Raw genomic sequence first — 25835 nt, 5'->3', positions numbered from 1 at the left:
ATCCCTACGACTATTTTCAGGACGCTGAATGCCCGCTTTTGACTTTTTGATTATCGGTTCCGGCGCTGCCGGCCTCAGTGCTGCCCTGGGGCTCGTCCGGCTGGGGAGTGTCGCCATCCTCAGCAAGGATCAGGCCGCCGTCTCGGCCAGCGACTGGGCGCAGGGGGGGATGGCGGCGGTCATGGATTTCACCCGGGACAGTATTGCCATGCACATTGAGGATACCCTGGGTGCCGGGGCGGGCTTGTGTCATCCCGCTGCGGTAACCCGGATTATTCAGGCAGGCCCTGCAGCCGCGCAACAATTGATCCACTGGGGAGTGCCTTTTGATCGTCAGCAGGATGGTGCCTGGCACCTGACCCGGGAGGGAGGCCATCGGGTGCGGCGCGTGCTGCACCGGGCCGACAGCACCGGAAACGCCATCGAAAGCACCTTGCTCGGGCAAGTGCGACAGCAAGAAAGCATCTGTCTTTACGAAAATCATGTGGCCTGCGAATTATGGCTTCATGAAGGACGCTGTCAGGGTGTCTGGGTCATGGATGCCGAACACGATACCCCGGAATTATGGACTGCCAGAGCCATCATTCTCGCGAGTGGCGGAGCCGGTCAACTGTATTTGCACAGCAGTAATCCCCTGGTCGCTACCGGGGATGGTATAGCCCTGGCTTACCGGGCCGGCGCGGAAATTGCCAATCTGGAGTTCATCCAGTTCCATCCAACAACTCTCTATGATCCGGGTCATGCCCCGTTTTTACTTACGGAAGCACTGCGCGGTGAAGGCGCCGTACTGCGCCTGCCCGATGGTCGCCACTTTCTGGACCATTATGATCCGCGTGCTGAACTGGCACCTCGCGACATTGTCGCCCGCGCCATTGATACCGAAATGAAAAAACATCAGCTGTCTCACGTCAGCCTGGATATCAGTGGTCAAGCAGCAGATGCCGTGCGCCGGCATTTTCCTGCTATTTATCGTCACTGTCAGGAACGTGGCTATGATCTCACCCGGGAGGCAATCCCGGTGGTGCCCGCTGCCCATTACACCTGTGGCGGGGTGGTGGTGGATGCTTGCGGGCGCAGCACCCTGCCCGGCCTGTATGCGGCAGGAGAAGTCAGTGCCACCGGTCTGCATGGGGCCAATCGCCTGGCCAGTAATTCCCTGCTGGAATGTGTGGTCGGAGCAGCCAGTATTGTTGAAGCCCTGGAAGGCGAAGCCCGGCTTCCGGAACAGCCGATCCATCGTGCTGTCGTTCCTGGCCTGGCGGCATCAAGACAGCAGGGAGTGCTCCCGGATCAACATAGCATTATGGAGATGCGCCTCACGATTCAGCACGTTATGTGGCAGTCCGGAGGCATTATTCGCAACGATCAGGACATGAGCAAGGCTGTGCAGCAACTGGCGGCCATGGCTGAACGAATCGGGGATAGTTCGGGCGTATCGCGGAGCTATCAGGAATTGCGCAACTTGCGGCAGAACGCCGAAATCCTGCTGCGTTCCGCCCTGTTTCGCCGTGAATCCCGGGGCTGTCATTTCAATGCGGATCATCCGGATTGCGCTGAAGAAGCTTTCGATGTCATTACCCAACGCGATCAGGAACACCCTTACGCGCGTCCCATAGCTGGCGCAGATACAGACGCCAGAGACGCCAGGCCTCGTCCTTGAGCGGAAAAATGCCAATCAGGATATGTTTTTTCCGGTGTCCACTGCGCAGCTGGAGAACACCCAGTCGCGGATGGAGGAAAGGTTGCGCCGGCAACTGAACCGCTACTTGCTCACCACTGCCGAGTTGCAGCAGCAGCTGATTTTCGGGTCCTGTCAGCAGGGTAACGGGCAGGCGCAACTGGCGCCGGGCTGACCAGGGACAGCGCCAGACCACCCAGGCAGCCACGCCCATAAACACCAGCAGGCCAAAGCGAAAATGGTCGAACATGGCCAGGAGTGCCGAGATCCCCGCCAACATACAGGGTACACTGTGCAGCAGCGCCTGGTGCCGCAGCGACCCGCAGAAAAGCGGCGGCAGCGCTTTGTCCCCGTCATTCATCGCGCTATGATGATCAACTATGTATCAGCACGACCGGGAGTATATTCATGACATCAGCCGCCATCCAGTTTTCCCTCCTCAACCGTGAACTGGGACTCATCCACGCCCATGGCGCAGACGCCGAAAAATTTCTGCAGGGTCAATTCTCCAATGATCTGCGCAGCTTGACCAGTGGCGGCCAGGGACAATGGAGCAGTTACAGCACCGCCAAAGGGCGGATGATTGCCAATTTTTATGTGCAGCGTAGTGAAGATCACTTCTGGTTGAGTCTTTCCTCCAACTTGGTCGAGCTGGTTGCAGAACGTCTGCGCAAATTCCGGATGATGGCCAAACTGGACATTGAAAATGCGGAACCCGCGCATGGACTACTGGCTGTTTACGGAACAGATGCCGGAAAAAACCTGGCGGAGGTTTTAGGCTGCGCCATGCCCGCGCATGAAAATAGCGGTGTCGTTCAGGATGATTGGATGCTGACCCGCCTGCCCTGGGCTGGACAGGAAATCTACCAGCTGATCGCTCCAGCCGGAAAACTGGCCATGTTGAGCGATGCCCTGAAGCAATCCGGTGCAGAAGAAGCCTCTGTGGAACAATGGCGCTTGACAGCCATCCATGCGGGGGTGGCTTACATCAGCCAGACTACCAGCGAGAAAGTTATCCCCCAGGAACTCAATCTGGAAGTATTGGGCGGCATCAATTTCAAAAAAGGCTGCTATCCCGGTCAGGAAATCGTTGCACGCTCCCACTACCTGGGCAAGCTCAAAAATCAGATGTATGCGGTCAGCGCCGGGGGTCCTTTAGCGGTGGGCGCTGAAGTATTTGCCGAAAGCATGGGTGAGCAAAGTATCGGCCTGATCATCAATAGTGCCGAATCCAGCCCAGGGCAGTATGCGGCCTTGGCGGTTCTACGTGCCGCCAATGTCGGCGAGCCTCTCCGGGTAGGGGCGGTGAACGGTGCAGAAATACAAATACGGCAACTACCTTATACCCTGCCCCTGGATATGCCCAAAGAGGCCTGAAAATGTGGGGGATTGTCGCAGGACTGGTCAGTTATCCGGTATTTTCCTGGTACAGCAAGCGTTTTCTGGATGATCAGGGGCTGGAATCGGGATTCACCCGGATGCTCCTGGTATTCCTGGTAGCCACCATACTCTCGTCGGCCTTGGGCTATGGCGTATCCTGGCTGACCACCCCGGCCCATACTCAAAGTACCCAGGCCGCCCTGGAAAAAAAGAGTACGGTCATTCTTGGCAAGGAACTCCACTGTCTGCAGAACCCTTCCAGTCCGGCCTGTCAGTCGGCCGCCCAGCAGGGCAAGGCGCTGGAAAACCAGTTGCTGGGGAGTCTTGGTGCGGGCAGCGGCCAACAGTAGCGTTATCTCACACACATTCCCAACGTAAATCTGCCAGATGTTATATCGTCATGGATAACATGTTTCTGATCTAACTGCTTACAAAGCACCCCTACCCGGCACCGGGTTTTTCAGGAAATTTTTTCTCCGGCAACACCGTTCCGGAAGGTCGCAAAATGGCTGAGATGTCCGCCTTTTTTCAGCAGCTCAGCATAGGTTCCTGATTCAACCACGCGGCCTTCATCCAGAATAAACACCTGATCCATCTGCTCCAGGCCCAGCAGGCGGTGAGTAATATACAACACTGTGCGCCCGGCCATGAGGGGCTGCAAATCCCGGAGAAATTCCATTTCCGTAATGGGATCGAGGCCTTCTGATGGTTCGTCGAGAACCAGCCAGGGCGCATTTTTGAGGATTGCTCTAGCAATAGCCACCCGCCGACTCTGACCGCCCGACAGCTTTACTCCGCCCTCACCGACAATGGTGTCCAGCCCATCGGGTTGACTGCGCACAAAGCTTTCCAGTTGTGCCGCCGCCAGAGCCTTCCAGAGTTCCTCTTCTTCCGCATCGCCCTTGGCTACCAGCAGATTATCGCGGATAGTGGTGTGAAACAGGTAAGAACGCTGAGAGACAACGGCAAAGTATTCCCGCAGTTGATCAGCCGGAAAACTTTTGAGTTCATGCCCGCCCAATTGCGCACTACCCGACTGATAGTCATAAAAACGCAATAACAAATTGGCCAGGCTGCTTTTACCAGCGCCTGTTGCCCCCAGTACCGCCACTTTACTCCCTGCCTTGATCTGGAGATTCACCCCGGCCAGGGCATCTTGCCGGCTACCGGGATAACGTAAATGCAGATTCTCCAGCAACAGGTCCGGTTGCTGTACTTCTGGAGCCGGGCCACTGGCATCGGGAAAGGGCAAGGCGCTATCAGCCACGGAGAATATGCGCCGGGCGGCCTGGCGGGTCTGGCCGAGAAACTGAAAAGCCAGCGGTAAGGCAACAATGGCTTCAAAAGATCCCATCACCCCCAAGGCAAACATGGGCAAATCCGAAGGTCCAAGATGCCCGCCATGAATCAGTGGAATAGCCAGAATCAAAATCACCCAGATAGCCAGATTCCCCATGAAGCTCATCCCGGCGGTGCCGAGACCGCTGATCTGGGCCATTTTGGCCTGCCGCTGCAAGATGGCATCATTGAGACGGTTACTGCGGCGCAGAATTTCCGGCCCCACTCCATAAGTGAGGAGTTCCCCCATGCCTTGCATGCCATCCACCAACTGCACCCGATATTCGGACTGCAAATTGGTCATTTCGGCGCCGCTGCGCGCACCCAGACGCTCTGCAAGCAGAGGCAAAGCCAGTCCGGAAACAGCCAGAAACAAAAACAGGGCGATGGCCAGGCGCCAGGCAAAAAATGCAAAAAAACCGGACATCAGCAGCGTAGCCAGACCCGCGACCAGAAAAGGGGTGAATACACGCAGATAAAAATTGTTGAGGGTGTCTATATCCGCTACCAGGCGGGATAAAATATCTCCCGAGCGATACCCCTGCAGTCCTGCCGGTGCCAGCGGTTCGAGCCGACTGTAAAACCAGCTGCGTAGTTGCGCCAGCAAACGAAAAGTGGCTTCGTGGGTGATTACCCGTTCCAGCCAGCGGGAAATCACCCGGGTCGTGGCAAAGGCTCTGACTCCGGCGGCCGGCAAGAAAAAATTATATAAATTGAGGGTGGCATACCCACCCAGCCCCGCCAGCGCAGCGCTGGCCAGAAACCAGCCGGACAGTGCCAGCAGACCAAAATTGGACAATATGGTCAGCAGCGCCAGGAGGGCACCACCCAGCATCCAGAATTTATAGGGAAAAAACAGTTTTAAAAGGCGCCAGTAATCAGACATGGATTTCTCCCCGATAAGCCGCCACCATGCGGGCATAAACACCACCTGCCGCCAACAATTCCCGGTGGCTTCCGCTTTCAGCCACCCGGCCCGCCTCCAGCACAATAATATGATCAGCGCGTTCTGCAGTAGCCAGTCGGTGGGCGATGACAATGGCTGTACGACCCTGAATTAAACGCTGCATGGCATCCAGCACCAAGGCCTCGTTTTCCATGTCGAGGTTGGCGGTTGCCTCATCGAGAATAAACAGCGGCGGATTTTTGAGAAATGCCCGGGCCAGGGCAATGCGCTGAATTTGCCCACCGGAAAGTCCCTGACCGAGATCCCCGATCATGCTGTCAAAACCTTGCGGCAGCGCTTCAATAAATTCCAGGGCATGGGCATTTTTGGCTGCTTCGCGGAGTGCTGCGAGATCTGCATCGGCTTGACCCATACGGATATTGTCGGCAATGCTGCCATGAAAAAGCCGGGGATTTTGTGGGACCCAGGCGAGTTGTCGCCACCACAATTGCGGATCGATGGCATTCAAGGGCATCTGCCCATTGACGAGAATCTCGCCCTTATCGGCATGGACAAACCCGAGAATGGCATTGGCCAGAGTACTTTTGCCGGCACCGCTGGAACCTACCAGGGCCGTTACCTTGCCCGCAGGAAATTCAGCCGTGACCCCATCCAGGGCCATACGACCGGGTTCATAGGAAAAACACAGATCGCGAATGACCAGACTGATTTCTTGGGAATGCACATAATCTGCGGCAGGTTGTGGTTTTTCCGGCAGGGGCATATCCAGAATTTCGAAAATGCGCTTGGCTGCAGCAATGGCGCTCATGCGGGCATGATAATGGGTGGAAAGGCCGCGCAGCGGATTAAAATACTCGGGAGCCAACAGCAAAACGAAAAATGCGGTATAAAAGGTGACTGCGGCGTGAACCTGCAACAGGCGGGCACCCAGTGAAACGGCCACCAGGGCAATGGAGAGGCTGGCAAAAAACTCCAATACAGCTGAGGTCAAAAAAGCCACCCGCAAACCTGCCATGGTACTGCGCCGGTAATCATCGGATATACGCGCCACAATTTCGATTTCATCCTTGGCACGACCGAAAATCTTCAGCGTGGTCAATCCCTGCACCACGTCCAGAAAGTGTGCGCTCATCAGCAGCATTTTGCGCCACTGGCGCTGATTGACCGATTCGGCCGCATAACCGACCAGCACCATGAAAAAAGGCACCAGCGGGCCGGTAATCAACAAGATCAGACCACTGATCCAGTCCTCGGGAAAGACTACCACCAGAATGGCCAGAGGAATCAGACTGACCAGGGCCATTTGCGGCAAATAGCGGGAAAAATAAGGCTCCAGTGCCTCGACACCCTCAATCATGGTGCTGGCAATATCCGCACTGCGCTCCCCGGCAATGGCCACTGGTCCCAGTTGCAGCAAATGGTTCAGTAGTTGTTCCCGCAGATAGCTTTTGATGCTGGCGCTGGCCCGAAACGCTACTAGTTCCCCGGCCCAGGACAGACCGGCCCGCAACACGAACAATGCCAGCATGGCCCAGAGCAAAGGCATAACGGCAGCCAGGCCCAGTCCTTCAAAAGAGACACCATTGACAATATGGGCGAGAATAAAAGCCTGGAGAATAATCAGCAGCCCGGCGGCCAGCCCCAAGCCAATCCCGAAGTACAAGGTACCCCGGGTCCGTCGCCCTTCCTGCATCAAGCGTTGATCTATGCGTACTGGTTTAGACATTATCAACCTCTAATATACTTATGCAACAGTAACACAGTCCGGCGTTTATCTCACCTGGTAAGACCTAATCCGTACTCAATCACCCAGAAAAAGGGTCAGCACTCCGGTATAACCATATATTTTGTCGTGGGATATTTCCCCATTGGCGAAAAATCCGACGAGGGGAAAATGGCCCAGCCGGGATTCAATCAAACGCAGTTCCGCAGAATCCGGCCCAAACAAACCCTCACCTCTGCCCAGACAGGAAAAATACAGGCCTCCGCGAATGGGCCTTCCATCCACCAGTTTTTCCAGCTCACCCAGCATTCTCAACAAATCTTCCCGGGCCGTGCCACCATCGCGCTTGCAAAACATCAGCGCCTGGCCCGATTCGATATATTCGCCAATCGCCAGTACCTTCTGCTTCATATCTACACCAATCAGATTGCGCACGGTGTAATCGCCCCGGTCATCGTTGGCGACCGGCAAAGCGGCAAATATATAGCCTGCTGCCCGCTGCAAATCCCGGGAGAGTACCTCACCGATTTCTTCGTAGAGCACATCGAGGGCGGGACGGCCGTCAAGCGTCCCTAGCAAGTTACTGCGGGCTTCACCAATAATATGCACTGGTCCGATGGGGCTGCAGCCCTGGGAAAGACGGGTAGCAATAGCCACCTGATCGCTAAAAAACACCCCACTCACCCCGCCATGCAGGGTTTTGTCAGCAATTTGTGCGCTTTTACCCCGACTACTGCTAAGACCGCCGGTGATAAACCCGCTTTGCGTCATGCCCGCACAATGCTGCACCAATTCAGGCAAGGCACTGGTGGCCGGGTCACCGTGAACTATCGCAAAATAAGGGGGAACTCCATTGAGCAGGGGTGGCTGGGTACTGAGCACCGTCGTCATTCCTGAAAAAACCGTAAAATCCGATTCCGGAAAATCCGTAACCATCAGCGCCAGAGCAGGTTGATCGAGATATTCCTGCGCGGTGGCACATATGCCAATGCCCACGCAACCGGTCCAGTGCGGAACATCCACCCTGAGTTTCAACTCCGCCAACAGATCCGGGAGATCATTCTCAAATTCATCAGACAGGTATAGAAATCCCAAGGTGCCGGTAAGCGCCTGGCTGCCAGCCATCGCCAGGGCGCCCGCCAAAGCTACGCGCCAATCGGGATCAGAAGCGTGTCCATAAGCAAACGGTGGCTTGAAGGCGTGCACTATTCTTCCTCCGGAAATGGTGAAGGGCTAAAACGCGAAAAGAGCCAGAGCTGAACTCTGACTCTTTTCGCGTATCTGGTGGAGCCAAGCGGGATCGAACCGCTGACCTCTTGAATGCCATTCAAGCGCTCTCCCAGCTGAGCTATGGCCCCGATGTCGCGTAATATAGGGATTTGCCCCGGCACTGTCAAACGATTTCTACTGCTGTATCACCATCCCGTCATAAGCGGGAGTGATGCCAGCCGGAAGTTCAGCGGCAAATTTTGCATAATCAATGTCATGCGTCATATGTGTAAAAATAGTTTGCCTGGCACCTATGCGGCGGGTCCAGTAAAGGGCTTCTTCCACATTCAGATGGGTGGGATGAGCTTCGTAGCGCAGACAATCGAGGATCAATAAATTCAAGTTTTGCAGTAGCAGCAAACTTTCATCGGGAATGCTTTTGAGATCCGTCAAATAGGCCACATCCCCAAAGCGGAAGCCGAGAATGGCTAATTTACCATGCATGATGGGGACGGGCGTAACCGGCAACGCGCCAAAAGTCAGGGAACTCGTAAAGCGATGCATGGACAGGGAAGGCTTTGCCCAGGCGGCATCGGGCGGCAGAAAACAATAGCGAAAACGGGTTTCCAGTTCCGTGGCCGTTTTTTCATCGGCATAACAGGGAATGACGATTTTCTGGGCGAAGTTGAAGGCGCGCAGGTCATCAATGCCGTTGATGTGATCTGCATGAAAATGGGTATAGAGCACGGCGCTGAGCTGTTGTACCCGGGCATCCAGCATTTGCTGGCGCAGGTCGGGCCCGGTATCTACCAGCAAAACTGGTCGCCCTGCTCTACCAGAATACTGGCGCGGCGGCGGTGATTGCGGGGGTCACTACTGTGACAGACAGGGCACTGGCAGGCAATGACTGGGGTGCCGGCGCTGGATCCTGTGCCCAGAAAAGTAATTTTCATGCCGGCACCATCGGGACAAAGAGGCGATGAAAGTTAGCGCTGGTTTGCCGGGCCAGTTCGGCCAAAGTTTCACCCCGTAATTCCGCAAGAAATTGCGCGACATGATGCACATAAGCCGGTTCATTGCGTTTACCGCGCATGGGCGTGGGAGCCAGATAGGGTGCATCGGTTTCCACCAGCAGGCGATCCAGAGGCAATTTGCGGGCCACGTCCTGCAGATCTACCGACTTCTTGAAGGTCACAATGCCTGATAGGGAAATATAAAAGCCCAGATCCAGGGCCGCGCGGGCAAAATCCCAGTCTTCCGTAAAGCAGTGAATGACGCCTCCGGATGCCCGGGCATCTTCGCTGCGCATGAGGGCCAGAGTATCGGCGGCGGCGGCGCGAGTGTGCACAATCACCGGTTTGCCCGTGGCCTTGGATGCGGCAATATGACGGGCAAAGCGTTCCTGTTGCCAGCGCAGATCGCCTTCACTGCGAAAATAATCCAGCCCGGTTTCTCCGACTGCCACCACCTTGTCAGCAGATAGAGCCGCAAGCAGGACATCCATACCGGGTGTTTCCGCTTCCGGCTCGTTGGGATGGACGCCGGCGGCGGCCCAGATGCCTTCATTTTCCGCCGCCAGTGCCTGCACCCGCGCCCAATGTTTCTGCACAACCGCAGCGATAAGCAGCTCCTGCACTCCGGCAGCGCGGGCACGTTCCAGAATCTGCGCGCGATCTTCGGCAAAATCTTCAAAATCCAGATGACAGTGGGAATCTACCAGCATGAGGAAACCTGTTTAGAGTGGATGACTGGATGTATTCTGAATGGTACCGGACTGTAACCCAAGCCCCTGGCGTTGGCGAGCAGCCTCAAAAAGACAGATGCCGGTGGCCACGGACACATTCAGGCTCTCCATGGCCCCGGCCATGGGGATGTGGGCGAGATAATCACAATGTTCCCGCGTCAGCCGCCGCAGCCCTTTACCTTCCCCACCCATGATCATCACCAGAGGCATGTTCAGATTCAGGGTATAAAGATTCTGCGAGCCCTCTCCGGCCATTCCCACCAGCCAGTAGCCCGCTTCCTGCAAGGAGGCCAGACTGCGGGCCAGATTGGTGACCGTACAGACCGGCAGGCGTGAAGCTGCACCGGCTGCAGCCTTGCGCGCCGTGGCATTGACTGGACAGGCATTATCCTTGGGCAGGATGACTGCATTTACCCCTGCTGCTTCGGCACTACGCAGGCAGGCCCCAAGATTATGGGGATCCAGCACCCCGTCTAGCACCAGCAAGAATCCGTGACCGCCCAGTTGCTCCAGAATATCCGTCAGATCCGCTTCCGGCTGCTGCTGCAATACCCCCGCGATCCCCTGGTGTTTATCCGTATTGAATTTACGCGCCAGAGCAGCATGCCGCAATTCATGGACTGTCAGATTCTGGTCACGGGCTTTTGCCAGCAACGGTTTCAGGCGTTCGTCATCGCGCCGCTCCGTCGCGAACCAGAGAGCCCCCAACTCGCCAGCATCCAGGGCTGCCTCGACGGCATGAATCCCATACAGCTGCTCTTCAGGCATGTGGCTCCTCGCCGGGTGTGATTATTTCATGCATATGTCGCGCTTCGGGTGGAAGAAATCCCAAGCCGATGCGGGCAAAAGCTGCCTGTTCGCTTTCGGCGGGAAGCTGATCCCAACCCCTCCGATTCCGGCAATAAGCCACCCATTCAGCTGGTCCCGTATGGGCCATCTGGGCAAATCCCCAGGCCGGTTTTTCGACCTGATAAAACTTGACCGGGATACCTTCGTGACTCAGGGCCTCGCGACGACCTGCGACAAAAGACTCGAAAAGCGGACAGACTGCCGAAAACTGGTCCCAGATTTCCGGCGTCAAAACCCCTTCGCGCAAAAACTCCAGGCGCGGCACTGGCCAGACACCCCGGCGCAGAGGACCGGTGCGTTCGAGACGCCAGCCCATACCCCCTGCCCATTGCAGTATGGCTTTTTCAAGAGCCAACCAGTCTTCGCGTGCTTGTTCAGGCACGCGCTACTCAGAAACTGTCGAAAATGTCATCGACAATATTTTCAGCCACCCCGAAACCGGCACCCAGTCCCAATCCGGTCATGACATTCCCCAGAAAGCCACTGCCCATACCCGGCTGACCTTGCATGGGGGCATTCCAGGGACGCTGCTGCATATTGGGGTTCATACCCTGTTGATTCATGCCTTGCATCTGGCCCTGCATCTGCATTTCCAGTTGCTGAATGCGCTGGGCCATCTGCTGCATCATCATCCCGATATTCTGCTGCTGTTGCTGCAGATTCATGGCCAGACCGCGCAGTTCCATGTTGATTTCCCGGGCGGTCATATTATCCGGGGCCAGACTGTTCACCCGACCGGCCACCTGCTGCAAGGCCTGCAGATTATTCTGGGTCTGTTGTTGCAATTGATTGTACTGTTGATCAAGCATTGTGTAGTCCATGATACGCTCCTGCTTCACAAGAAATTCTGACCGTTAGATCATTAAAAACGCCTTACGTTCCTGACGTTGGCCAGGACAAGATCTTAAGAAATCATTCCTGAAGACGGATACGGCGTTCCCAGGCCCGCCAGACGCCCCGCGCCAGCAAGACCAGAATAGGGCCGATAATCAGTCCGATCAAGCCAAAAGCTTCAGCACCTCCGAGGATACTGAAAAACACCAGAAAAAACGGTGCCTGGGTTTGCGATCCGGTGAGTAGCGGGCGGACGACCAGATCGGCCACAGTAATGACAAAAAGCCCCCAGCCCAGTACCGCCAAACCGGCAATCCAGTGCCCGGTAAAGGCCAGCCAGATGGTTGCGGCACCCACCACCGCCGTCGCGCCGAAAGGCAAGGGTGAAATAAGAGCCGTAGCCACCAGCCACAGCGGCCACAGGGCCAGGCCCGCCAAGGCATAGGCAATACCAATAAACATCCCTTCGATAACACCCACACCAATCAAACCAATCAATACCGAACGGGCAGCATCCCGGCAGGCAGCCAGAAAGCGGTCCCCCCGATCACGCCCCCAGAGTTGGGTGGTACCCAGGCGCAGGGCCTCGGTAATGCGCTCACCATGCAAAGCCAGGGCAAATACGGTGAGGGCGGCAAAAAAGGTATGCAGGGTAAAAATCCAGAGCTGGCTCAGGGAGTCGGTAATGATGCTGGCGTGGGTGCTGATAAAAGAGGACATATAGGCGCCATTCAGGGCACTCAGATGATAGCGTAACCAGTGGCCGATATACGGAATCTGCATGACCTCGGGAGGCACCATCAGCAGGGAGTTTCCCGACTGCCAGCGGGCAATCAGCAGGGCCACCTTGGGCAGAATGGTATCGACAATAATCACCGCCGGAATAATGATGATGGCAATCCAGGCGACGGCATGGACCAGGGAACCCAACCAGCGCGGCAGATGAAAGGTTCTTTCCATGCGCAGTTGCCAGGGCCAGCCGACCGTAGTCAACACTGCCCCCATCAACAATGGTCCGGCGAAGGGGCTCAGGGTGTAAGCTGCTCCGGCATAAATGAGCAGCAGCAAACCCAGACCCCAAAGGGCATAGCGCGAATTTTCCTGGTCTTTGGGCACCGGATCCCTCGGGGGTAGTAACCTGATCTCAGGTCATCAATGAAGCTGGATACCGGCCCGGGTCCAGACCGGCTCCACCCCGTCGGGCAGGGGCAACAGTTGGCCAATAGCCGCATGGCCGATATCGGGGCCATGAAAATCCGAACCTACTGAACCCAGCAAATCCAGCTCCCTGGCCAGACGCCCGAGATGCTCCCGATCGCCAGCGGCCTGACTCCCGGAGCAGACTTCGAGACCCGCACCACCGGCTTCACGAAAGGCGGTCAGCAGGGCGCGTAAGCGGCTGGCACTGAGTTTGTAACGCCCGGGATGAGCGAGAATGGCAGAACCGCCGGCGCTGTTAATCCAGCGCACAGCTTCGGACATGGGAATCCAGTCACTGGGGACATAGGCCGGACAGCCCCTCCCGAGATATTTGCCGAAAGCCTCGCTGGCATCCGCACAATGGCCCGCGCGCACCAGCCAGCGGCCAAAATGACTGCGTCCAACCATGCGACTACCTGCCATAGCGCGAGCACCCGCTTCGGCTCCGGGAATGCCGGCGACTTCCAGCAAGCGACTGATCTCCGTGGCACGCCAGTCACGAAAAGCCATGATTTTCGCCAGTCCTTCCTGCAGCACGCCATTCTCCGGGTCCACAAAAAGCCCGACAATATGAATGCCCTGGGTTTCCCACTCACTGGACACCTCTACCCCGGGAATCAGCTGTATGCCCAGTTCGGTGGCCTTCTCGCCTGCTTCCGCCAGGCCGGCCGTGTTGTCATGATCCGTCAGAGCCATGACCTGGACACCCGAATCATGAACCCGCTGGACCAGGTCCCGGGGGTGCATGGTGCCATCGGAAGCCAGCGAGTGCATGTGCAAGTCAATAGGTGAAAACATTTTCTGATGCATAAAATTCATTCCCGAGCTTGGTGGGTGCCTTCCACTGCAGCAACCCGACGATTACATGCTAGCATAACATGCAGTACTTCTTTGGGCATATCAGGAGAAAATCGTGGCTCTTATTCTCGACATCGCCGGGGCGCAGAAGCGCTTTGAACAATACACCCAGCCCGTTCTGGCAGCTTTTGCCAGCAGTGGCATTGCTACCGGGGAGCAAATCACCCCGCCCATGATTGTAGATGCCTTGCGGCAGTTGTTCACGGTATTAGGCACTGATGTCACCGAATGGGACCCCGGCTTGCCCGAAGACGAACCCGAACGTATTGCCGACCTGACTATCGGCTTGCTCATGGATCTCGCTACCTGGGCGGATCGGCTTGGTGAAAAGCAGGCCAAAATTGCCCTGGAAATGATCACCGTCAGCATTGCTGCCTGGCTCTGCGCCCAGCACGGCGCATTGCACACTCTGGAACCAGTGGTCAATGGCCTGGCGGTACTGGCCAACAGTAACAACGAAGCTGAGGCGCTCAAGCCCCTGGCACATTTGATGGGTGAAGTGGTGAGCGCCGCATCAGCGGACTATGCGGCCGACCTGGACAGCGCCGATCCCCAGCGCCCCTGGCGCATCTTGTTGTTGAACTGGGGCATTACCGCTACCCGCGCCCAGGATACTGCAGAAATGCGCAAGGCTTTTGCCGCCCTCACCCATCATCTCCCCGCCGACGCCAACACGTTTTTTCAGGAAGGCATGCAGCAGGTCAACCGGGGCGATTTCTCCGCAGAAGTCAAAGCGGTCATGGCTGAAGCAGCCCGTAATGCGGGGCATAGTTTGCATTGATCCGGATTTACGGAAAAGGCCCGGAGCACAATGCTACCGGGCCTTTTTTCGCTGCGGTGTAAAGGCGTTACAGATCTTTGCCGTGTTTGGCCAGGAATTCCGCCACGCCAGCGCCGGTGGGGGTCATGCCGGCTTTGCCTTTTTCCCATTGGGCCGGGCAGACTTCGCCATGCTCCTCGGAGAACTGCAGGGCATCGACCATGCGAATCATTTCGTCAATGTTGCGGCCCAGGGGCAGATCATTGACGACTTCATGGCGAACCACACCCTGACGGTCGATCAAGAAGGAACCGCGCAGCGCCACTTCATCATTGAGCAGCACGTCATAATTGCGGGCAATGCTCTTGGATAAGTCGGCAACCATGGGCAACTGGATCTGACCGATACCGCCTTTTTCTTCGGGGGTATTTTTCCAGGCCAGATGAGTGAAATGGGAATCGACGCTACAGGCGATCACTTCGGTGTTGCGGCTTTTGAATTCTTGCAGACGATGATTGAAGGCCAGGATTTCCGAAGGACAAACAAAGGTGAAGTCCAGGGGGTAAAAGAAAAGTACCGCATACTTGCCTTTGATATGCTGTGAAAACTGGAATTTCTCATTGATGCTGTTGTCAGGCATGACTGCCGGGGCCACAAAGTCAGGGGCGTTTTTACCAACCAATACTGCCATGGGAATTTCCTCCTTGTCCGTTGCTGGGATAAAGTCCAGATTTGAACTATAGCGAATTCTCCATGGCCTTGCCATCCGGGCTTGAGGAACTCAGCGCGTAATCTGCCATGTTTTGCAAACAGCATTTGTCAATAACGTCACTGTAAATAGTGGGCAGGCGTGCGACCTTGGGCTAGAATGGGCGCCCAGATTGCCGGGGCAGCCCGGCCACCCTTCAACCGAATTGAGATAAACCCAAGGAGCCCGGCCCCCATGACCTACGTGGTGACTGAATCTTGTATCAAATGCAAATATACGGACTGTGTGGATGTCTGTCCGGTGGACTGTTTTCGCGAAGGTCCAAATTTTCTGGTGATTGACCCCGACGAATGCATTGACTGCACCCTTTGCGAGCCGGAATGCCCTGCCGGGGCCATTTTCCGGGACGATGACATGCCTGAGGGCCAGGAAGCATTCGAGGAAATCAATGCCCGCCTGGCCAAGGTCTGGCCAGCCATCATCCAGAAAAAAGCCGCGCCGGAAGACGCCGACGCCTGGCTGGAAGTCAAGGATAAACGCGGCCTGCTCGAAGAGTGAGTACCCCTGGCGCCCCCGCCGCGCTAAGCTCCCGGAGTTTTCAGCGCCTCCTGGCTCTGGTGCGTCCCTATCGGGGGCGCATTGCCGTAGCGATGTTGTTCATGGTGATTTCCGCTGCGGCCATGGGCGCCATGGCCTACATCATCAAACCTGTGCTCGACCAGATATTCATCCAGCATCGCGCCAACATGCTGGTCTGGTTACCCTTGGGTGTCATTCTCATTTATGCGGTCAAAGGCGCTGCCGATTACCTCCAGGCCATCAATCTCGCCCGGGTCGAGGAAGAAGTCCTGCGCGGTTTGCGCGAAAAACTCTTTGCTCATACCCTGCGCCTGCCCCTGGAGGTGCTCATTGACCACAGTCATGGCAGCACCCTGTCGCGCATGAGCCTGGACCTGACCTTGCTGCAACAGGGACTGTCGGTGCTGGCACGTTTTTTTCTATCTACTTTTCAGATAGTTGGCCTGCTTTTTGTGGTGTTTTACATGAGCTGGCAATTGGCGCTGATCAGCCTCATCACCCTGCCCATAGCCTTTTATCCTCTGATCCGCTTTGGCCAGAAGCTCCGGCACAGAGGCAATACCCAGCAGGAGCAGATGGGAGAAATCATGGATCAGTTCTCCCAAAGTCTGCGCGGGGTGGAAGTCATCAAAAGCCAGGGCGGGGAACCCTTCGAAGCGAACCGCTTTGCCCGCCAGGCCCAGCATTACTTTATCTTGATGATGCAAATCGCCCGCATCCAGAAGGCTACGGTGCCGGTGATGGAAATGATCGCAGCGCTGGGTATCGCCGCCATTATTTACCTCGGCGGCAGTCAGGTGGTCAACGGCAACATGAGCACCGGCGCTTTTTTCAGTTTTTTTACGGCACTGGGCTTGATTTATGAACCCTTGCGCCAACTGTCCTCCGCCAACAATCAATTACAGCAGGGACTCTCGGCGGCTGATCGGTTGTTTGCCTGGCTCGACCAACCTGCAGAACACACCGAAACTTCACCCAGCCCCCAGCCCTGGGGAACCTGGCAATGCCATGATCTGCGCCTGCAACTGGGTGTGGAGCAAATTCTCCAGGGATTGGATATTTCTATCCCGCCTCAGAGCACCACGGCCATCGTCGGTCCCAGCGGCAGCGGAAAAACCAGCCTGGTGCGGGTCATTCTGGGTTTGCTCCCGGCCAGTGCAGGCAGCATCAGCGTCGCTGGCACCGATAAAGCGCGGATACCCGACGGCGACTATCGCCGCTATTTCAGTTTTGTGGCCCAGGAACCGGTGTTGTTTACGGGAAGCGTCCTCAGCAATATTGCCTATGGCGAAAGCCAGCCGGATCGCCAGCGCGCCGAAACAGCGGCGCGACAAGCCCATGCCTGGGACTTTCTGGCGCGGAGCGGCGGGCTGGACAGCATGATCCAGGGCAATGGCGCCAATTTTTCGGGGGGGCAACGCCAGCGTCTCGCTATTGCCCGCGCCCTCTATCTGGATCGCCCAGTGCTGGTCCTGGACGAGGCGACCAGCAATCTTGACAGCGAAAGCGAAGAACGCATTGCCGAAACCCTGGCGGAATTGCATGGCCAGAAAACCATCCTGATCGTCGCCCATCGCCCCCGCACCACCCGCCTTGCCGATCAGGTCATCCGTCTGGAGCGGGGAAAACGCCTTCAGGGTTGATCGTAAAAGGCCCGGCATGAAGCATGCGCTATTGCTCAGCGCGCAATTGTCCCATCAGTTCGCGCAATAGCGCATCACCCCGGGCATCAGGATGGGCACCATAACGCTGGATCTGATACTGCTGCAGGAGCTGCTGGCGAATCTGGGGTGTACCTGCCAAGGCCGCACAAAAAGCCTTTTCCTGCCCGGGTCGGGAATCTTTCAGACCCAGTTGCCGCAGTGCCTGAATGGCCCGTTCACGCCAATAAAGCGCCGGATCACTGCTGCGGTCACTGCGCTGCTGCCGGAACCGGATACCCAGCAGCAACAGCAGCAAGGCTGATATACCCAGTAGCACTTTCCAGGCCGGTTGGGCGAACTGGAAACGGGTGTGATGATGCGGCCCCGGTAGCGGTTTTTGTGCCGCCGCCCCATGCTGGAAAAAATGCAGGAACTGCAAGCCCGCCGCCGTCCACAGAGCCCTTTGTTTGGCGGGTGTCAGATCAATGACCGTATTCACCCATTCCCACTGCAACCAATCCCAGAAGCGCTGCGAGACGGGCACCTGGTCCATGGTCATGGCGCCATTATTTCCGGCATTTTGTCCCTCAGGACCAAGGCTTGCCGGGGTGGCATCCAGGCGCACCCAGCCCGCTCCCGGCAACCAGGCCTGCACCCAGGCATGGGCCATACGTTGACGAATCAACCAGTAATTACCGACGGGATTGTATTCTCCGCCGTGATAACCGGTCACCACCCGCGCCGGCACCCCGTCCAGGCGCAGCAGGAGAGCCAGGCCGCCGGCATAATATTCGCAAAATCCGGTATGGGAATGCAGGAGAAAATCCGCCATGCTTTGGCCGTGGGGATAAGCCGCCGGTGCTTTCAGACTGTAGTGAAAGGACGGGCCATGAAACCAGTGCATCAGGCGGCTGACAGTTTGCGCGGGGGAATCCCCGGCCAGACTTTTGGCAAGCTCCCGAACCGCAGGCGAGGTGCTCACCGGCACCTGCAGGGCAGCGTGGCGTTCTGCCTGACTCAGGAACAAAGAGGGCGGACTCCCCGACCAGACTGCGTAGCGCAACGGCAGGGACGGCGCTTTTTGCAGTTGCAGGACACCATCAAACTGTACCTGAAATGCCAGGGGAATTTGCCAGCGTCGGGGGTAGGACAAGGCAAACAGATAGCGGCTGTCTGCGGGACTGAGGACAATTTCCTGATGGGTGAGTGCGGCATTCAGCGGGATTCCCGGTACTGATTTTTGTGGCGCGGCCGGAGAGCTTCGTGGAGAGGGCGAGCCCGGTACCCAGGTGTTGCCCTGGTCCTGCCACAAAATGGCCCCTACCCAGTAGAGCTGTTGCGGATTGCGGGGCTGCGGCTGGATCTGGGCGCGAAATGCGACGGCCGGGTCCAGAGCCAGACGGGTGATCTGATCAGGCGACAGATCAGCGCTGAACCCTGAGCGAGCCGCCCCCTGCGGCGGCCCCCAGGCCCAGAGTGGAGTCGGAGTGCGCGGCAGGAGTAGAAAAAACAAGCCTGTCAAAGGCAGCAGCAGCCCCATGAACAGCACGCTGAAAAACAGCATATAGCGAAAATCACGTCCCTGCAGGACGTTACTCCCCCGTTCCCGGGCGGCATCTGCCAGGGGCTGCCAGAGCAAACCCAGCAGCGCCAGATATAAAGTCACCAGCAGATAAATGCCGAGCAGGACATCAACCCGCAACCAGGCAGCCAGACCCATACCCAGCAGTACCAGAGCGGCCACCTGATAAAAATCCCGCTGGGAGCGCATTTCCAGGGCTTTCACGGCCAGCAGAATCAATACCGACTGGCTGGCAATGGCCAGCCAGTTACCCCAGCCTGAAAGGACAAAAGCCAGCAGCAGAAACAACAGCCCCCCGGACAAGCGCAAGGGTGCCGTAAACCACACAGGCTGCCGCCGCCAGGCTCCGTACAAGCCCAGCAGGGTGGCCAGCAGCCAGAGTCCCAACGCCCAGAATGCCACCTCCCTGCCCAATGCCAGCACAACCAGCGCGCCCATCGTGGCCGCCAGTAATGGTCCGATCATGTGTACGGGAATGTGGGAGCTGTTTCGGGCCATCAAGGTACCTTCCGTGGTAACCCGGCGAAGCGCTGGCCCCATTGCCGGAACTTCTGGGTAATACTCCAGGCAGCGGCTTCCGTGTCAGGGTCAGTTTCCGGTGGAAAAGGCGTCAGTTGTGCGAGCAACAGCAAAGCCTTGTCGGACTGCATCCGTCCCTGTGCCCTTTGGGCGCCCGTGGGCATCTGCAACTGCCAGAACCAGCCCTGAGCCCAGGCCTTTTCCAGTGCGGCCCGAAAAATCTGCAAGCGTTGTTCCCGTCCATAATCCTGCCATTGCGGGGCCTCCCAATCCAGCAGCAACGCTGCTTGCCCGGATTTTTCCTGCTCCCGACCGGGAAAGATCATGGCAACCGGAAAATTTTGCGACCAATCCACCCGTCGCCAGACAATCTGATGCAAGCTTTCTCCGGGACGCCAGTCACGAATCCAGAGGAAATCACCCTGCCCGCCCGCTTTGTCCGTAGCCTCATGCTGCTCACCCGGATCGCCGAGAGCAGGCACCGCCAACCCCTCAGCCGGAGCCACCCAGGGCATATCGGCCCCGCTCACAGGAATCTGCTGCCCTCTCCAGACGAAAGAAAAGGGGAACGCCGAACCCATCTTTAATATCGGCAGAGGAGGTTGCCCGCGTCGGGGTGGACACCAGCGCAGGGTAAGCACGGCTTCCTGACGCGCGGCGATGCGCGTCACGGCCTGACGGGAAGCGCCGAGTTGCAGCTCCATTAACCATAAGGGCCAGGGCTTGTTATTATGGATCCGCAGCAACAGATCACCGGTTTCTTCCGCGCTCAAAATCTGACCCGGCTGCAGACGGACTTCGACCCGCCAGATATTGGCCAGGGCCACAAAACCCGATAGCACCATCAGAGACAGCATCATGGATACCAGCAGAAAAAGCACATTATTACCCGTATTCACGGCGGCAAAGCCCAGCGCCAGGGTTAACCCGACAAAGACCTTGCCGGGACGGGAAAGTCTCACCTCCCGTTTTTGACGTTTCATGATGGATGCTCCTGCTGGCAGAACATCCGCGCAACTCAGGGATGAATATCCAGGCCCCAGGACTCCTGACCCAGCAGCAGCGCCAGATTTTCGCCGGACAAACTGGCCGTGGACAACAGTCGATGCGCCAGTACCGGAACCGCCACGGCGCACAAATCATCGGGGATGACAAAATCCCGGCCCGCCAGAAATGCCCAGGCCTGGGCGGCAGATTTCAGTGCCAACAAAGCGCGAGGTGATAAGCCCATACGGATACGAGCATCCATTCGGGACCGCTGCACTATCTGCAAAAGCATGTCTTCCATTTCCGTGCCCAGAAATACCTCCGTGACCTGCTGCCGCCATTTTTGCAACAAGTTCTGATGCGCGAGAGCAGACAAATCGGCAGGATACTGGTTTTTACCCTGGATCAGCAGGCGTTCTGCTTCGCGACCGGGATAGCCGAGGGAAAAACGCAGAATAAAACGATCCAGTTGGCTTTCGGGCAGCGGGAAGACCCCGGCATGTTCCTGGGGATTCTGGGTGGCAATCACAAAAAAGGGATCCGGCAGGGGCATACTTTGGCCATCCGCAGAAACCTGACCTTCGGCCATGGCTTCCAGCAGAGCCGACTGACTGCGAGGCGAGGCCCGGTTGATTTCATCCATAAGGACAACCCCATGAAAAATCGGACCGGGATGAAATACAAAGCGTTGACTGCGAGGATCAAAAACACTGCTGCCGAGAATATCTCCCGGCAGGAGGTCGGCAGTCATCTGCACACGGGCAAAATCCAGTCCCAACAAACGGGCCAACCCCAGGGCCAGAGTGGTTTTACCCACTCCGGGCACATCTTCCACGAGGATATGGCCGCCGGCGAGAAAACCGGTCAGGGCCAGACGGATGGCCCTTTCCTTGCCGAGCAGGACTTCCGCCAGGGCTGCCAGCAACTGCTCGGGATGGGGATCAGGACGGTGCTGTGGATCAGACTGCGCCGGAACGTCCGGGGTTAAAGATGCGGCATGGGTTTCCGGCGCACCTAGCATCATGAAAGAGCAGCCGCCACGTCGAGCTTGCGGGCGGCCAGCGCTTCATCCAGTCGGCCTACGGGCAGATGGTGTGGAGCTTCCCGCAATAGTTCCGGGTGCGCCAGGGCCTCCTCACGAATTTGCGCCATGACCGCGATGAAACGATCGAGGGTCGCCTGGCTTTCGGTTTCCGTCGGCTCAATCAGGAGACACTCGGGCACCAGTTGCGGAAAGTAGATGGTCGGGGCATGAATACCAAAATCCAGCAGGCGTTTAGCCACGTCCAGGGCGCGAATACCCGTGGCCTGCTGGAGATCGCTGACCGAAAGAATGAATTCATGACTGGCCCGGCGTTCCGGAAAAGCGGCCTGGTAACCCAGTTTCTGCAATTCCTTGAGCAGATAATTGGCATTGAGCGCGGCGTAGGCCGAAACTCGACTGACACCCACCCGACCCAGACGACGGATATAGGCATGGGCGCGCAACAACACGCCGATATTTCCGCCGTGGGCGCTGAGCTGACCGATACTCCGGGGTGCATCTTCTGCCGTCATCCAGCGCAGGGCGCCACTCTCCCCTTTCGTGACGGTGGGCAGAGGTAAAAAGGGCTTGAGACGCTCCTGAACGGCCACGGCACCGGCACCGGGGCCGCCACCGCCATGGGGTGTCGCAAAGGTTTTATGCAAATTCAGGTGCATCACATCAAAACCCATCTGCCCGGGCTGGACGCGCCCGAGGATGGCATTGAGGTTGGCCCCATCATAGTAGAGCAGCCCCCCTGCCGCATGAACGTGCCGGGCGATTTCCGCGATACGTCTTTCAAAAACTCCCAGGGTCGAGGGATTGGTGAGCATGATGCCGGCCACATCCGGACCCAGGTGGGCATCCAGGGCTTCCATATCCAGATCGCCATCGGGCAGATTGGGAATTTCGATGACCTCAAATCCGGCCATTTGCGCGCTGGCCGGATTGGTACCGTGGGCCGCCGTGGGGATCAGCATTTTGTTGCGGGCCTTATCTCCCCGGGCGTGATGATAGGCGCGGATCATGGCCACCCCCGCCAGCTCGCCCTGGGCCCCCGCTGCCGGGGTCAGGCTGACGGCAGCCATGCCCGTCGCCGCAGCGAGCCATTCCTGGAGCTCCCAGAGCACCTGCAGTAGGCCTTGCATGGCCGGCGCCGGGGTATCCGGATGCAGTCGGGCAAAACCCGGCAGGGAGGCCATGGCATGGGCAATGCGCGGGTTATATTTCATGGTGCAGGATCCCAGTGGATAAAACTGGGTATCAATGGAAAAATTCTTTTGCGACAAGCGCGTATAATGCCGCAATACATCCAGTTCAGAGGCATTGGGGAGATTTAACGGGGTCTTGCGCAGCAATTCAGCGGGAATATCTCCGGGGCTTTCCGGCGCTGGTAAAGCATGATCGTGGTCAAAAATACTATCGGGCACGGCATTTTGCCTGTTGTTTTCCTGGGGATGATTCATTGGGCCTCCAAAACGCTGCGCAGGGCGTCGCGATAGGTCAGCAGGTCAGATTCTTCCAGCAGTTCCGTCGTACAGACCAGCAAGTCCCCGGCTTCTCCCATATGCCACTCCTGCAGAGGAATACCGGCAAGCAGGCCGTGCCCCAGCAAGGCATCGCGCACTTTGACCGCAGAAATGGGCAAGCGCAGCACCCATTCATGAAAAAATGGACCAGCGTGGGGGAAGCTGACTCCCGGCAGTTCTATCAGGCATTCCCGCAATTGCTGAGCGCGGGTATGACAGATATGGGCGGTTTCCTGGAGGCCATGACTGCCGAGGGTCGCCATATGAATGGTGGCAGCAGTCACCATCAAGCCCTGATTGGTACAGATATTGCTGGTAGCCTTGCCGCGCCGGATATGCTGTTCCCGGGCCTGCAGGGTCAGGCAGTAACCTTCCCGGCCCCGGGCATCAAGCGTTTTGGCTACCAGTCTTCCGGGCAGTTGCCGTACATAGGCTTTGCGACAGGCGAGAAAACCAAAATAAGGACCACCGCCGGTCAGGGGAATACCCATAGGCTGGCCCTCTCCCACGGCGATGTCCGCGCCCTGCTCGCCCCAATCACCGGGGGCTTTGAGCATGGCCAGCGCCAGAGGATTGACGACGGCAATACTCAGCAAGCCATGAGCATGGGCCCAGTCGGTGAGGCTGTCCACCGTTTCCAGCAGGCCGAAGGCATTGATCTGCGGGACAATCAGGGCGGCCGCATCACCGGCTTCAGCGGGTAACTGTAGCAAGCCGGTTCGGGCATCATAAGGTACCGGTATGAGGCGAATCTGCTGCATGCCCAATACCGTATCCAGCACCTTCCGCCAGCTGGGCAACAGATTTTCGGGGACGAGAATGCTTTTTTCGCTGCCCTGAATGCGCAAGGCCATCAGACAGGCTTCCGCCAGCCCCGAGGCGCCATCGTAGAGGGAGGCATTACTGACTTCCAGCCCCGTCAGGCGGGTGATGAAGCTCTGGTACTCATACAGTACCTGCAAAGTACCCTGACTGGCTTCGGGCTGATAAGGCGTGTACGCAGAATAAAATTCTCCCCGGGCGGCAATTTCCCAAACGATAGCGGGAATGTGGTGGGCATAGGCACCACCACCGGCAAAACACAGCAAAGGGGTGTTGCTCTGCGCCCGGCCTTCCAACTCCCGACGCAGGACCCGCTCGGACAGCCCTTCGGGCAATGCCATGTCATGCACTTGCAGGCTGGAGGGAATTTCATCAAAAAGCGCATCCAGACTGCTTACGCCGACGGCCGCAAGCATGGCCGCCGTCTCCTCCGCATCATGAGGTATATAGGGCATTTACCTTAAACTCCCTCGATAGCGCTGTAAGCCGCCGCATCCAGCAATTTGTCAAAAGCCGCCGCATCGGCACTGACTACCATGATCCAGCCCTGCCCATAGGGATTCTCATTGAGCCACTGGGGATTGTCACTGAGTCCTTCATTGCGTTCCAGCACGGTGCCGTCAATGGGTGCATACAAGTCGGCTGCGGCCTTGACCGATTCCAGCACGCCGCAAACCGTCCCGGCCTTGACGGTTTTACCGACTTCGGGCACCTCGGCATAGACCAGATCACCCAGCAACTCCTGGGCATGATCGGTAATGCCGATCCGGTAACGTCCCCCGCCCAGATCTTCCACCCACTCGTGGGTGTCGCTATAACGTAATGATTCCGGAATTTTGCTCATGCCCTCAACACTCCTCAGCAAAGGAAAAAGTAGCGGCGCCCTGACGCCAGAAAGGTGGTTTGACCACCAGGGCTGACTTGCGAGCGCCTCGAATGACTAATTGCAGGATACTTCCCGGTTCTATCGGCGCATTGACCCGCGCCAGGGCAATACCGCACTGCAAACTCGGCGAAAAGATGCCACTGGTGACTTCTCCGCAAGGCTGTCCGGACCCATCTTCCAGCCCGTAGCCATGGCGGGGAATACCGGCGGGCAAGGCAATGCCGATCAGACGTGGACCATCACCGCGTGCGATTTCAGCCTCCAGTGCGCTGCGGCCCAGAAAATTCCGTTCCGGATCCCGCAAATCCACTGTCCAGGCAAGATTGCTGGCATAGGGGGATACCCGGGTATCCATATCCTGACCATATAAATCCAGGCCCGCTTCCAGGCGCAGGCTGTCTCTGGCAGCGAGGCCCGCCGGGATTATTCCGGCTGCGAGCAGGCGATCCGCCAAGGCTGGCATCTGGGTATTGGCGGCAATGATCTCTACCCCGTCCTCACCGGTATAACCGGTACGACCAATGAAATAATCATTTTCTTCCAGCGCAGTAAAAGTCTTCATGTTCTGCAGACCTGGGAGCTGCAGCAGATCGGCCACAATTGCCCTTGCCTTGGGGCCTTGCACCGCTAGAATGCCCAGATCAGGGCGTTTTTGCAGGGTCACCTGCCAAGCATGCTGGTCTATCAGGCGCTGAAAATGTGCCGTATCCGCATCGGCTCCCGCCGCATTGAGGACAATCCGGTAGGTATCGATACCCCGATGGTAAACAATCAGATCATCGAGGATACCGCCATCTTCCTGTAACAGGGTGCTGTACAGAGCTTTTCCCGGATGCGCGTCGAGTTTGGCCACATCGTTGGCCAGGGCATAACGCAGCAGACGACGGGCATCTTCACCTTCAATATCCAATGGCCGCATGTGGGAAACATCAAAAAACCCGGCTGTCTCACGAACGGCTTTATGTTCTGCCACTTGGGAGGCGTATTGCAAAGGCATTTGCCATCCGGCGAAATCCACCATACGGGCACCGTGGGCCAGATGCCATGGGTAGAGCGCAGTCTGTTTGCTCATGGG

The 25835-nt window shown here is 57.4% G+C and carries 26 protein-coding genes and 1 tRNA gene; 6 read left to right on the top strand and 21 right to left on the bottom strand.

The genetic code is table 11. From position 1 onward, the window contains the following. Nucleotides 1-28: 28 nt before the first annotated feature. Nucleotides 29-1660, top strand: a complete 1632-nt coding sequence (nadB, locus tag AC2VLR_RS01415; RefSeq protein ID WP_486880534.1) for an L-aspartate oxidase — start codon at nucleotides 29-31, stop codon at nucleotides 1658-1660. Here the strand turns inward: nadB and AC2VLR_RS01410 are convergent. Continuing rightward, nucleotides 1575-2039, bottom strand: coding sequence for a hypothetical protein (locus tag AC2VLR_RS01410; protein WP_486880533.1), 465 nt, complete (start codon nucleotides 2037-2039; stop codon nucleotides 1575-1577). The genes nadB and AC2VLR_RS01410 overlap by 86 nt on opposite strands. 47 nt (nucleotides 2040-2086) lie before the next feature. Here AC2VLR_RS01410 and ygfZ point away from each other — a divergent pair, with 47 nt between their 5' ends. Both ygfZ and AC2VLR_RS01400 read left to right on the top strand, forming a co-directional pair. Further along, a complete protein-coding gene (gene ygfZ / locus AC2VLR_RS01405) occupies nucleotides 2087-3055 on the top strand; it encodes a CAF17-like 4Fe-4S cluster assembly/insertion protein YgfZ (protein WP_486880532.1) in 969 nt (322 codons plus the stop codon). Nucleotides 3056-3057: 2 nt separating this feature from the next. Continuing rightward, nucleotides 3058-3408 carry a hypothetical protein gene (locus tag AC2VLR_RS01400; RefSeq protein ID WP_486880531.1) on the top strand — a complete coding sequence of 117 codons (351 nt, stop codon included), beginning with the start codon at nucleotides 3058-3060 and terminating at the stop codon, nucleotides 3406-3408. Between the two features lie 110 nt (nucleotides 3409-3518). On the opposite strand, the gene cydC is transcribed toward AC2VLR_RS01400, so the two are convergent. The 12 genes from cydC to AC2VLR_RS01340 all read right to left on the bottom strand — a co-directional run bounded on the left by cydC (nucleotide 3519) and on the right by AC2VLR_RS01340 (nucleotide 13672). After that, nucleotides 3519-5282, bottom strand: a complete 1764-nt coding sequence (cydC, locus tag AC2VLR_RS01395) for a thiol reductant ABC exporter subunit CydC (RefSeq protein ID WP_486880530.1) — start codon at nucleotides 5280-5282, stop codon at nucleotides 3519-3521. Then, nucleotides 5275-7029 (bottom strand): thiol reductant ABC exporter subunit CydD, encoded by a 1755-nt coding sequence (gene cydD / locus AC2VLR_RS01390; RefSeq protein WP_486880529.1) that lies wholly within the window; start codon nucleotides 7027-7029, stop codon nucleotides 5275-5277. Before cydD ends, cydC begins: the two co-directional genes overlap by 8 nt. 75 nt (nucleotides 7030-7104) lie before the next feature. Beyond that, nucleotides 7105-8232, bottom strand: a complete 1128-nt coding sequence (locus AC2VLR_RS01385) for an FIST signal transduction protein (protein WP_486880528.1) — start codon at nucleotides 8230-8232, stop codon at nucleotides 7105-7107. A gap of 76 nt (nucleotides 8233-8308) precedes the next feature. Continuing rightward, nucleotides 8309-8384: transfer RNA gene (locus AC2VLR_RS01380), tRNA-Ala, on the bottom strand. A 46-nt stretch (nucleotides 8385-8430) separates the two neighbouring features. Next, nucleotides 8431-9051: an MBL fold metallo-hydrolase gene (locus AC2VLR_RS01375; RefSeq protein WP_486880527.1), complete on the bottom strand. Its 621-nt coding sequence runs from the start codon at nucleotides 9049-9051 to the stop codon at nucleotides 8431-8433. Next, entirely contained in the window at nucleotides 9042-9188 is a 147-nt protein-coding gene (locus AC2VLR_RS01370; RefSeq protein WP_486880526.1) for a hypothetical protein, read from the bottom strand. Before AC2VLR_RS01370 ends, AC2VLR_RS01375 begins: the two co-directional genes overlap by 10 nt. Then, nucleotides 9185-9958: a TatD family hydrolase gene (locus AC2VLR_RS01365; RefSeq protein ID WP_215842162.1), complete on the bottom strand. Its 774-nt coding sequence runs from the start codon at nucleotides 9956-9958 to the stop codon at nucleotides 9185-9187. Before AC2VLR_RS01365 ends, AC2VLR_RS01370 begins: the two co-directional genes overlap by 4 nt. A 12-nt stretch (nucleotides 9959-9970) precedes the next feature. Further along, the gene (gene rlmB / locus AC2VLR_RS01360; protein ID WP_486880525.1) at nucleotides 9971-10747 is read right to left on the bottom strand and encodes a 23S rRNA (guanosine(2251)-2'-O)-methyltransferase RlmB; all 777 of its coding nucleotides are present in this window, start codon (nucleotides 10745-10747) and stop codon (nucleotides 9971-9973) included. Next, on the bottom strand, nucleotides 10740-11210 hold the full coding sequence (locus AC2VLR_RS01355; RefSeq protein WP_486880524.1) for a hypothetical protein: 471 nt from the start codon (nucleotides 11208-11210) through the stop codon (nucleotides 10740-10742). Before AC2VLR_RS01355 ends, rlmB begins: the two co-directional genes overlap by 8 nt. Nucleotides 11211-11217: 7 nt before the next feature. Further along, a complete protein-coding gene (locus AC2VLR_RS01350) occupies nucleotides 11218-11649 on the bottom strand; it encodes a hypothetical protein (RefSeq protein ID WP_215842160.1) in 432 nt (143 codons plus the stop codon). Nucleotides 11650-11740: 91 nt separating this feature from the next. Continuing rightward, nucleotides 11741-12778: an AI-2E family transporter gene (locus tag AC2VLR_RS01345; RefSeq protein ID WP_486880523.1), complete on the bottom strand. Its 1038-nt coding sequence runs from the start codon at nucleotides 12776-12778 to the stop codon at nucleotides 11741-11743. 36 nt (nucleotides 12779-12814) lie between these two features. Further along, entirely contained in the window at nucleotides 12815-13672 is an 858-nt protein-coding gene (locus tag AC2VLR_RS01340; protein WP_486880522.1) for a PHP domain-containing protein, read from the bottom strand. A 103-nt stretch (nucleotides 13673-13775) separates the two neighbouring features. Between AC2VLR_RS01340 and AC2VLR_RS01335 the strand changes: the two genes are divergently transcribed. Then, nucleotides 13776-14501, top strand: coding sequence for a hypothetical protein (locus tag AC2VLR_RS01335; protein WP_486880521.1), 726 nt, complete (start codon nucleotides 13776-13778; stop codon nucleotides 14499-14501). Nucleotides 14502-14568: 67 nt separating this feature from the next. Here AC2VLR_RS01335 and AC2VLR_RS01330 read toward each other — a convergent pair whose 3' ends face one another. Continuing rightward, a complete protein-coding gene (locus tag AC2VLR_RS01330; RefSeq protein WP_215842156.1) occupies nucleotides 14569-15171 on the bottom strand; it encodes a peroxiredoxin in 603 nt (200 codons plus the stop codon). A gap of 252 nt (nucleotides 15172-15423) precedes the next feature. Between AC2VLR_RS01330 and fdxA the strand changes: the two genes are divergently transcribed. Then, nucleotides 15424-15747, top strand: coding sequence for a ferredoxin FdxA (gene fdxA, locus AC2VLR_RS01325; RefSeq protein ID WP_101538505.1), 324 nt, complete (start codon nucleotides 15424-15426; stop codon nucleotides 15745-15747). Beyond that, complete coding sequence (locus AC2VLR_RS01320) at nucleotides 15744-17411, top strand: ABC transporter ATP-binding protein (RefSeq protein WP_486880520.1); 1668 nt, start codon at nucleotides 15744-15746, stop codon at nucleotides 17409-17411. The genes fdxA and AC2VLR_RS01320 overlap by 4 nt, the downstream gene beginning before the upstream one ends. A gap of 28 nt (nucleotides 17412-17439) precedes the next feature. Here AC2VLR_RS01320 and AC2VLR_RS01315 read toward each other — a convergent pair whose 3' ends face one another. Genes AC2VLR_RS01315 through gcvT form a run of 7 tightly spaced genes read right to left on the bottom strand, consistent with a single transcriptional unit; the run spans nucleotide 17440 to nucleotide 25832 of the window. Then, entirely contained in the window at nucleotides 17440-19533 is a 2094-nt protein-coding gene (locus AC2VLR_RS01315; protein WP_486880519.1) for a transglutaminase TgpA family protein, read from the bottom strand. After that, nucleotides 19491-20495 carry a hypothetical protein gene (locus AC2VLR_RS01310; RefSeq protein WP_486880518.1) on the bottom strand — a complete coding sequence of 335 codons (1005 nt, stop codon included), beginning with the start codon at nucleotides 20493-20495 and terminating at the stop codon, nucleotides 19491-19493. The genes AC2VLR_RS01315 and AC2VLR_RS01310 overlap by 43 nt, the downstream gene beginning before the upstream one ends. Before the next feature lie 35 nt (nucleotides 20496-20530). Beyond that, nucleotides 20531-21523 (bottom strand): AAA family ATPase, encoded by a 993-nt coding sequence (locus tag AC2VLR_RS01305; protein ID WP_486880517.1) that lies wholly within the window; start codon nucleotides 21521-21523, stop codon nucleotides 20531-20533. After that, on the bottom strand, nucleotides 21520-22989 hold the full coding sequence (gene gcvPB, locus AC2VLR_RS01300) for an aminomethyl-transferring glycine dehydrogenase subunit GcvPB (protein ID WP_486880516.1): 1470 nt from the start codon (nucleotides 22987-22989) through the stop codon (nucleotides 21520-21522). The genes AC2VLR_RS01305 and gcvPB overlap by 4 nt, the downstream gene beginning before the upstream one ends. Then, complete coding sequence (gene gcvPA / locus AC2VLR_RS01295) at nucleotides 22986-24329, bottom strand: aminomethyl-transferring glycine dehydrogenase subunit GcvPA (protein WP_486880515.1); 1344 nt, start codon at nucleotides 24327-24329, stop codon at nucleotides 22986-22988. Before gcvPA ends, gcvPB begins: the two co-directional genes overlap by 4 nt. 5 nt (nucleotides 24330-24334) lie before the next feature. Further along, nucleotides 24335-24718 carry a glycine cleavage system protein GcvH gene (gcvH, locus tag AC2VLR_RS01290; RefSeq protein WP_215842150.1) on the bottom strand — a complete coding sequence of 128 codons (384 nt, stop codon included), beginning with the start codon at nucleotides 24716-24718 and terminating at the stop codon, nucleotides 24335-24337. A gap of 4 nt (nucleotides 24719-24722) precedes the next feature. After that, nucleotides 24723-25832 carry a glycine cleavage system aminomethyltransferase GcvT gene (gene gcvT / locus AC2VLR_RS01285; RefSeq protein WP_486880514.1) on the bottom strand — a complete coding sequence of 370 codons (1110 nt, stop codon included), beginning with the start codon at nucleotides 25830-25832 and terminating at the stop codon, nucleotides 24723-24725. Between the last annotated feature and the right edge of the window lie 3 nt (nucleotides 25833-25835).

The organism is Acidithiobacillus sp. TH-A117 (assembly GCF_057473465.1).
This window is presented reverse-complemented; position numbering and strand designations above follow the sequence as displayed.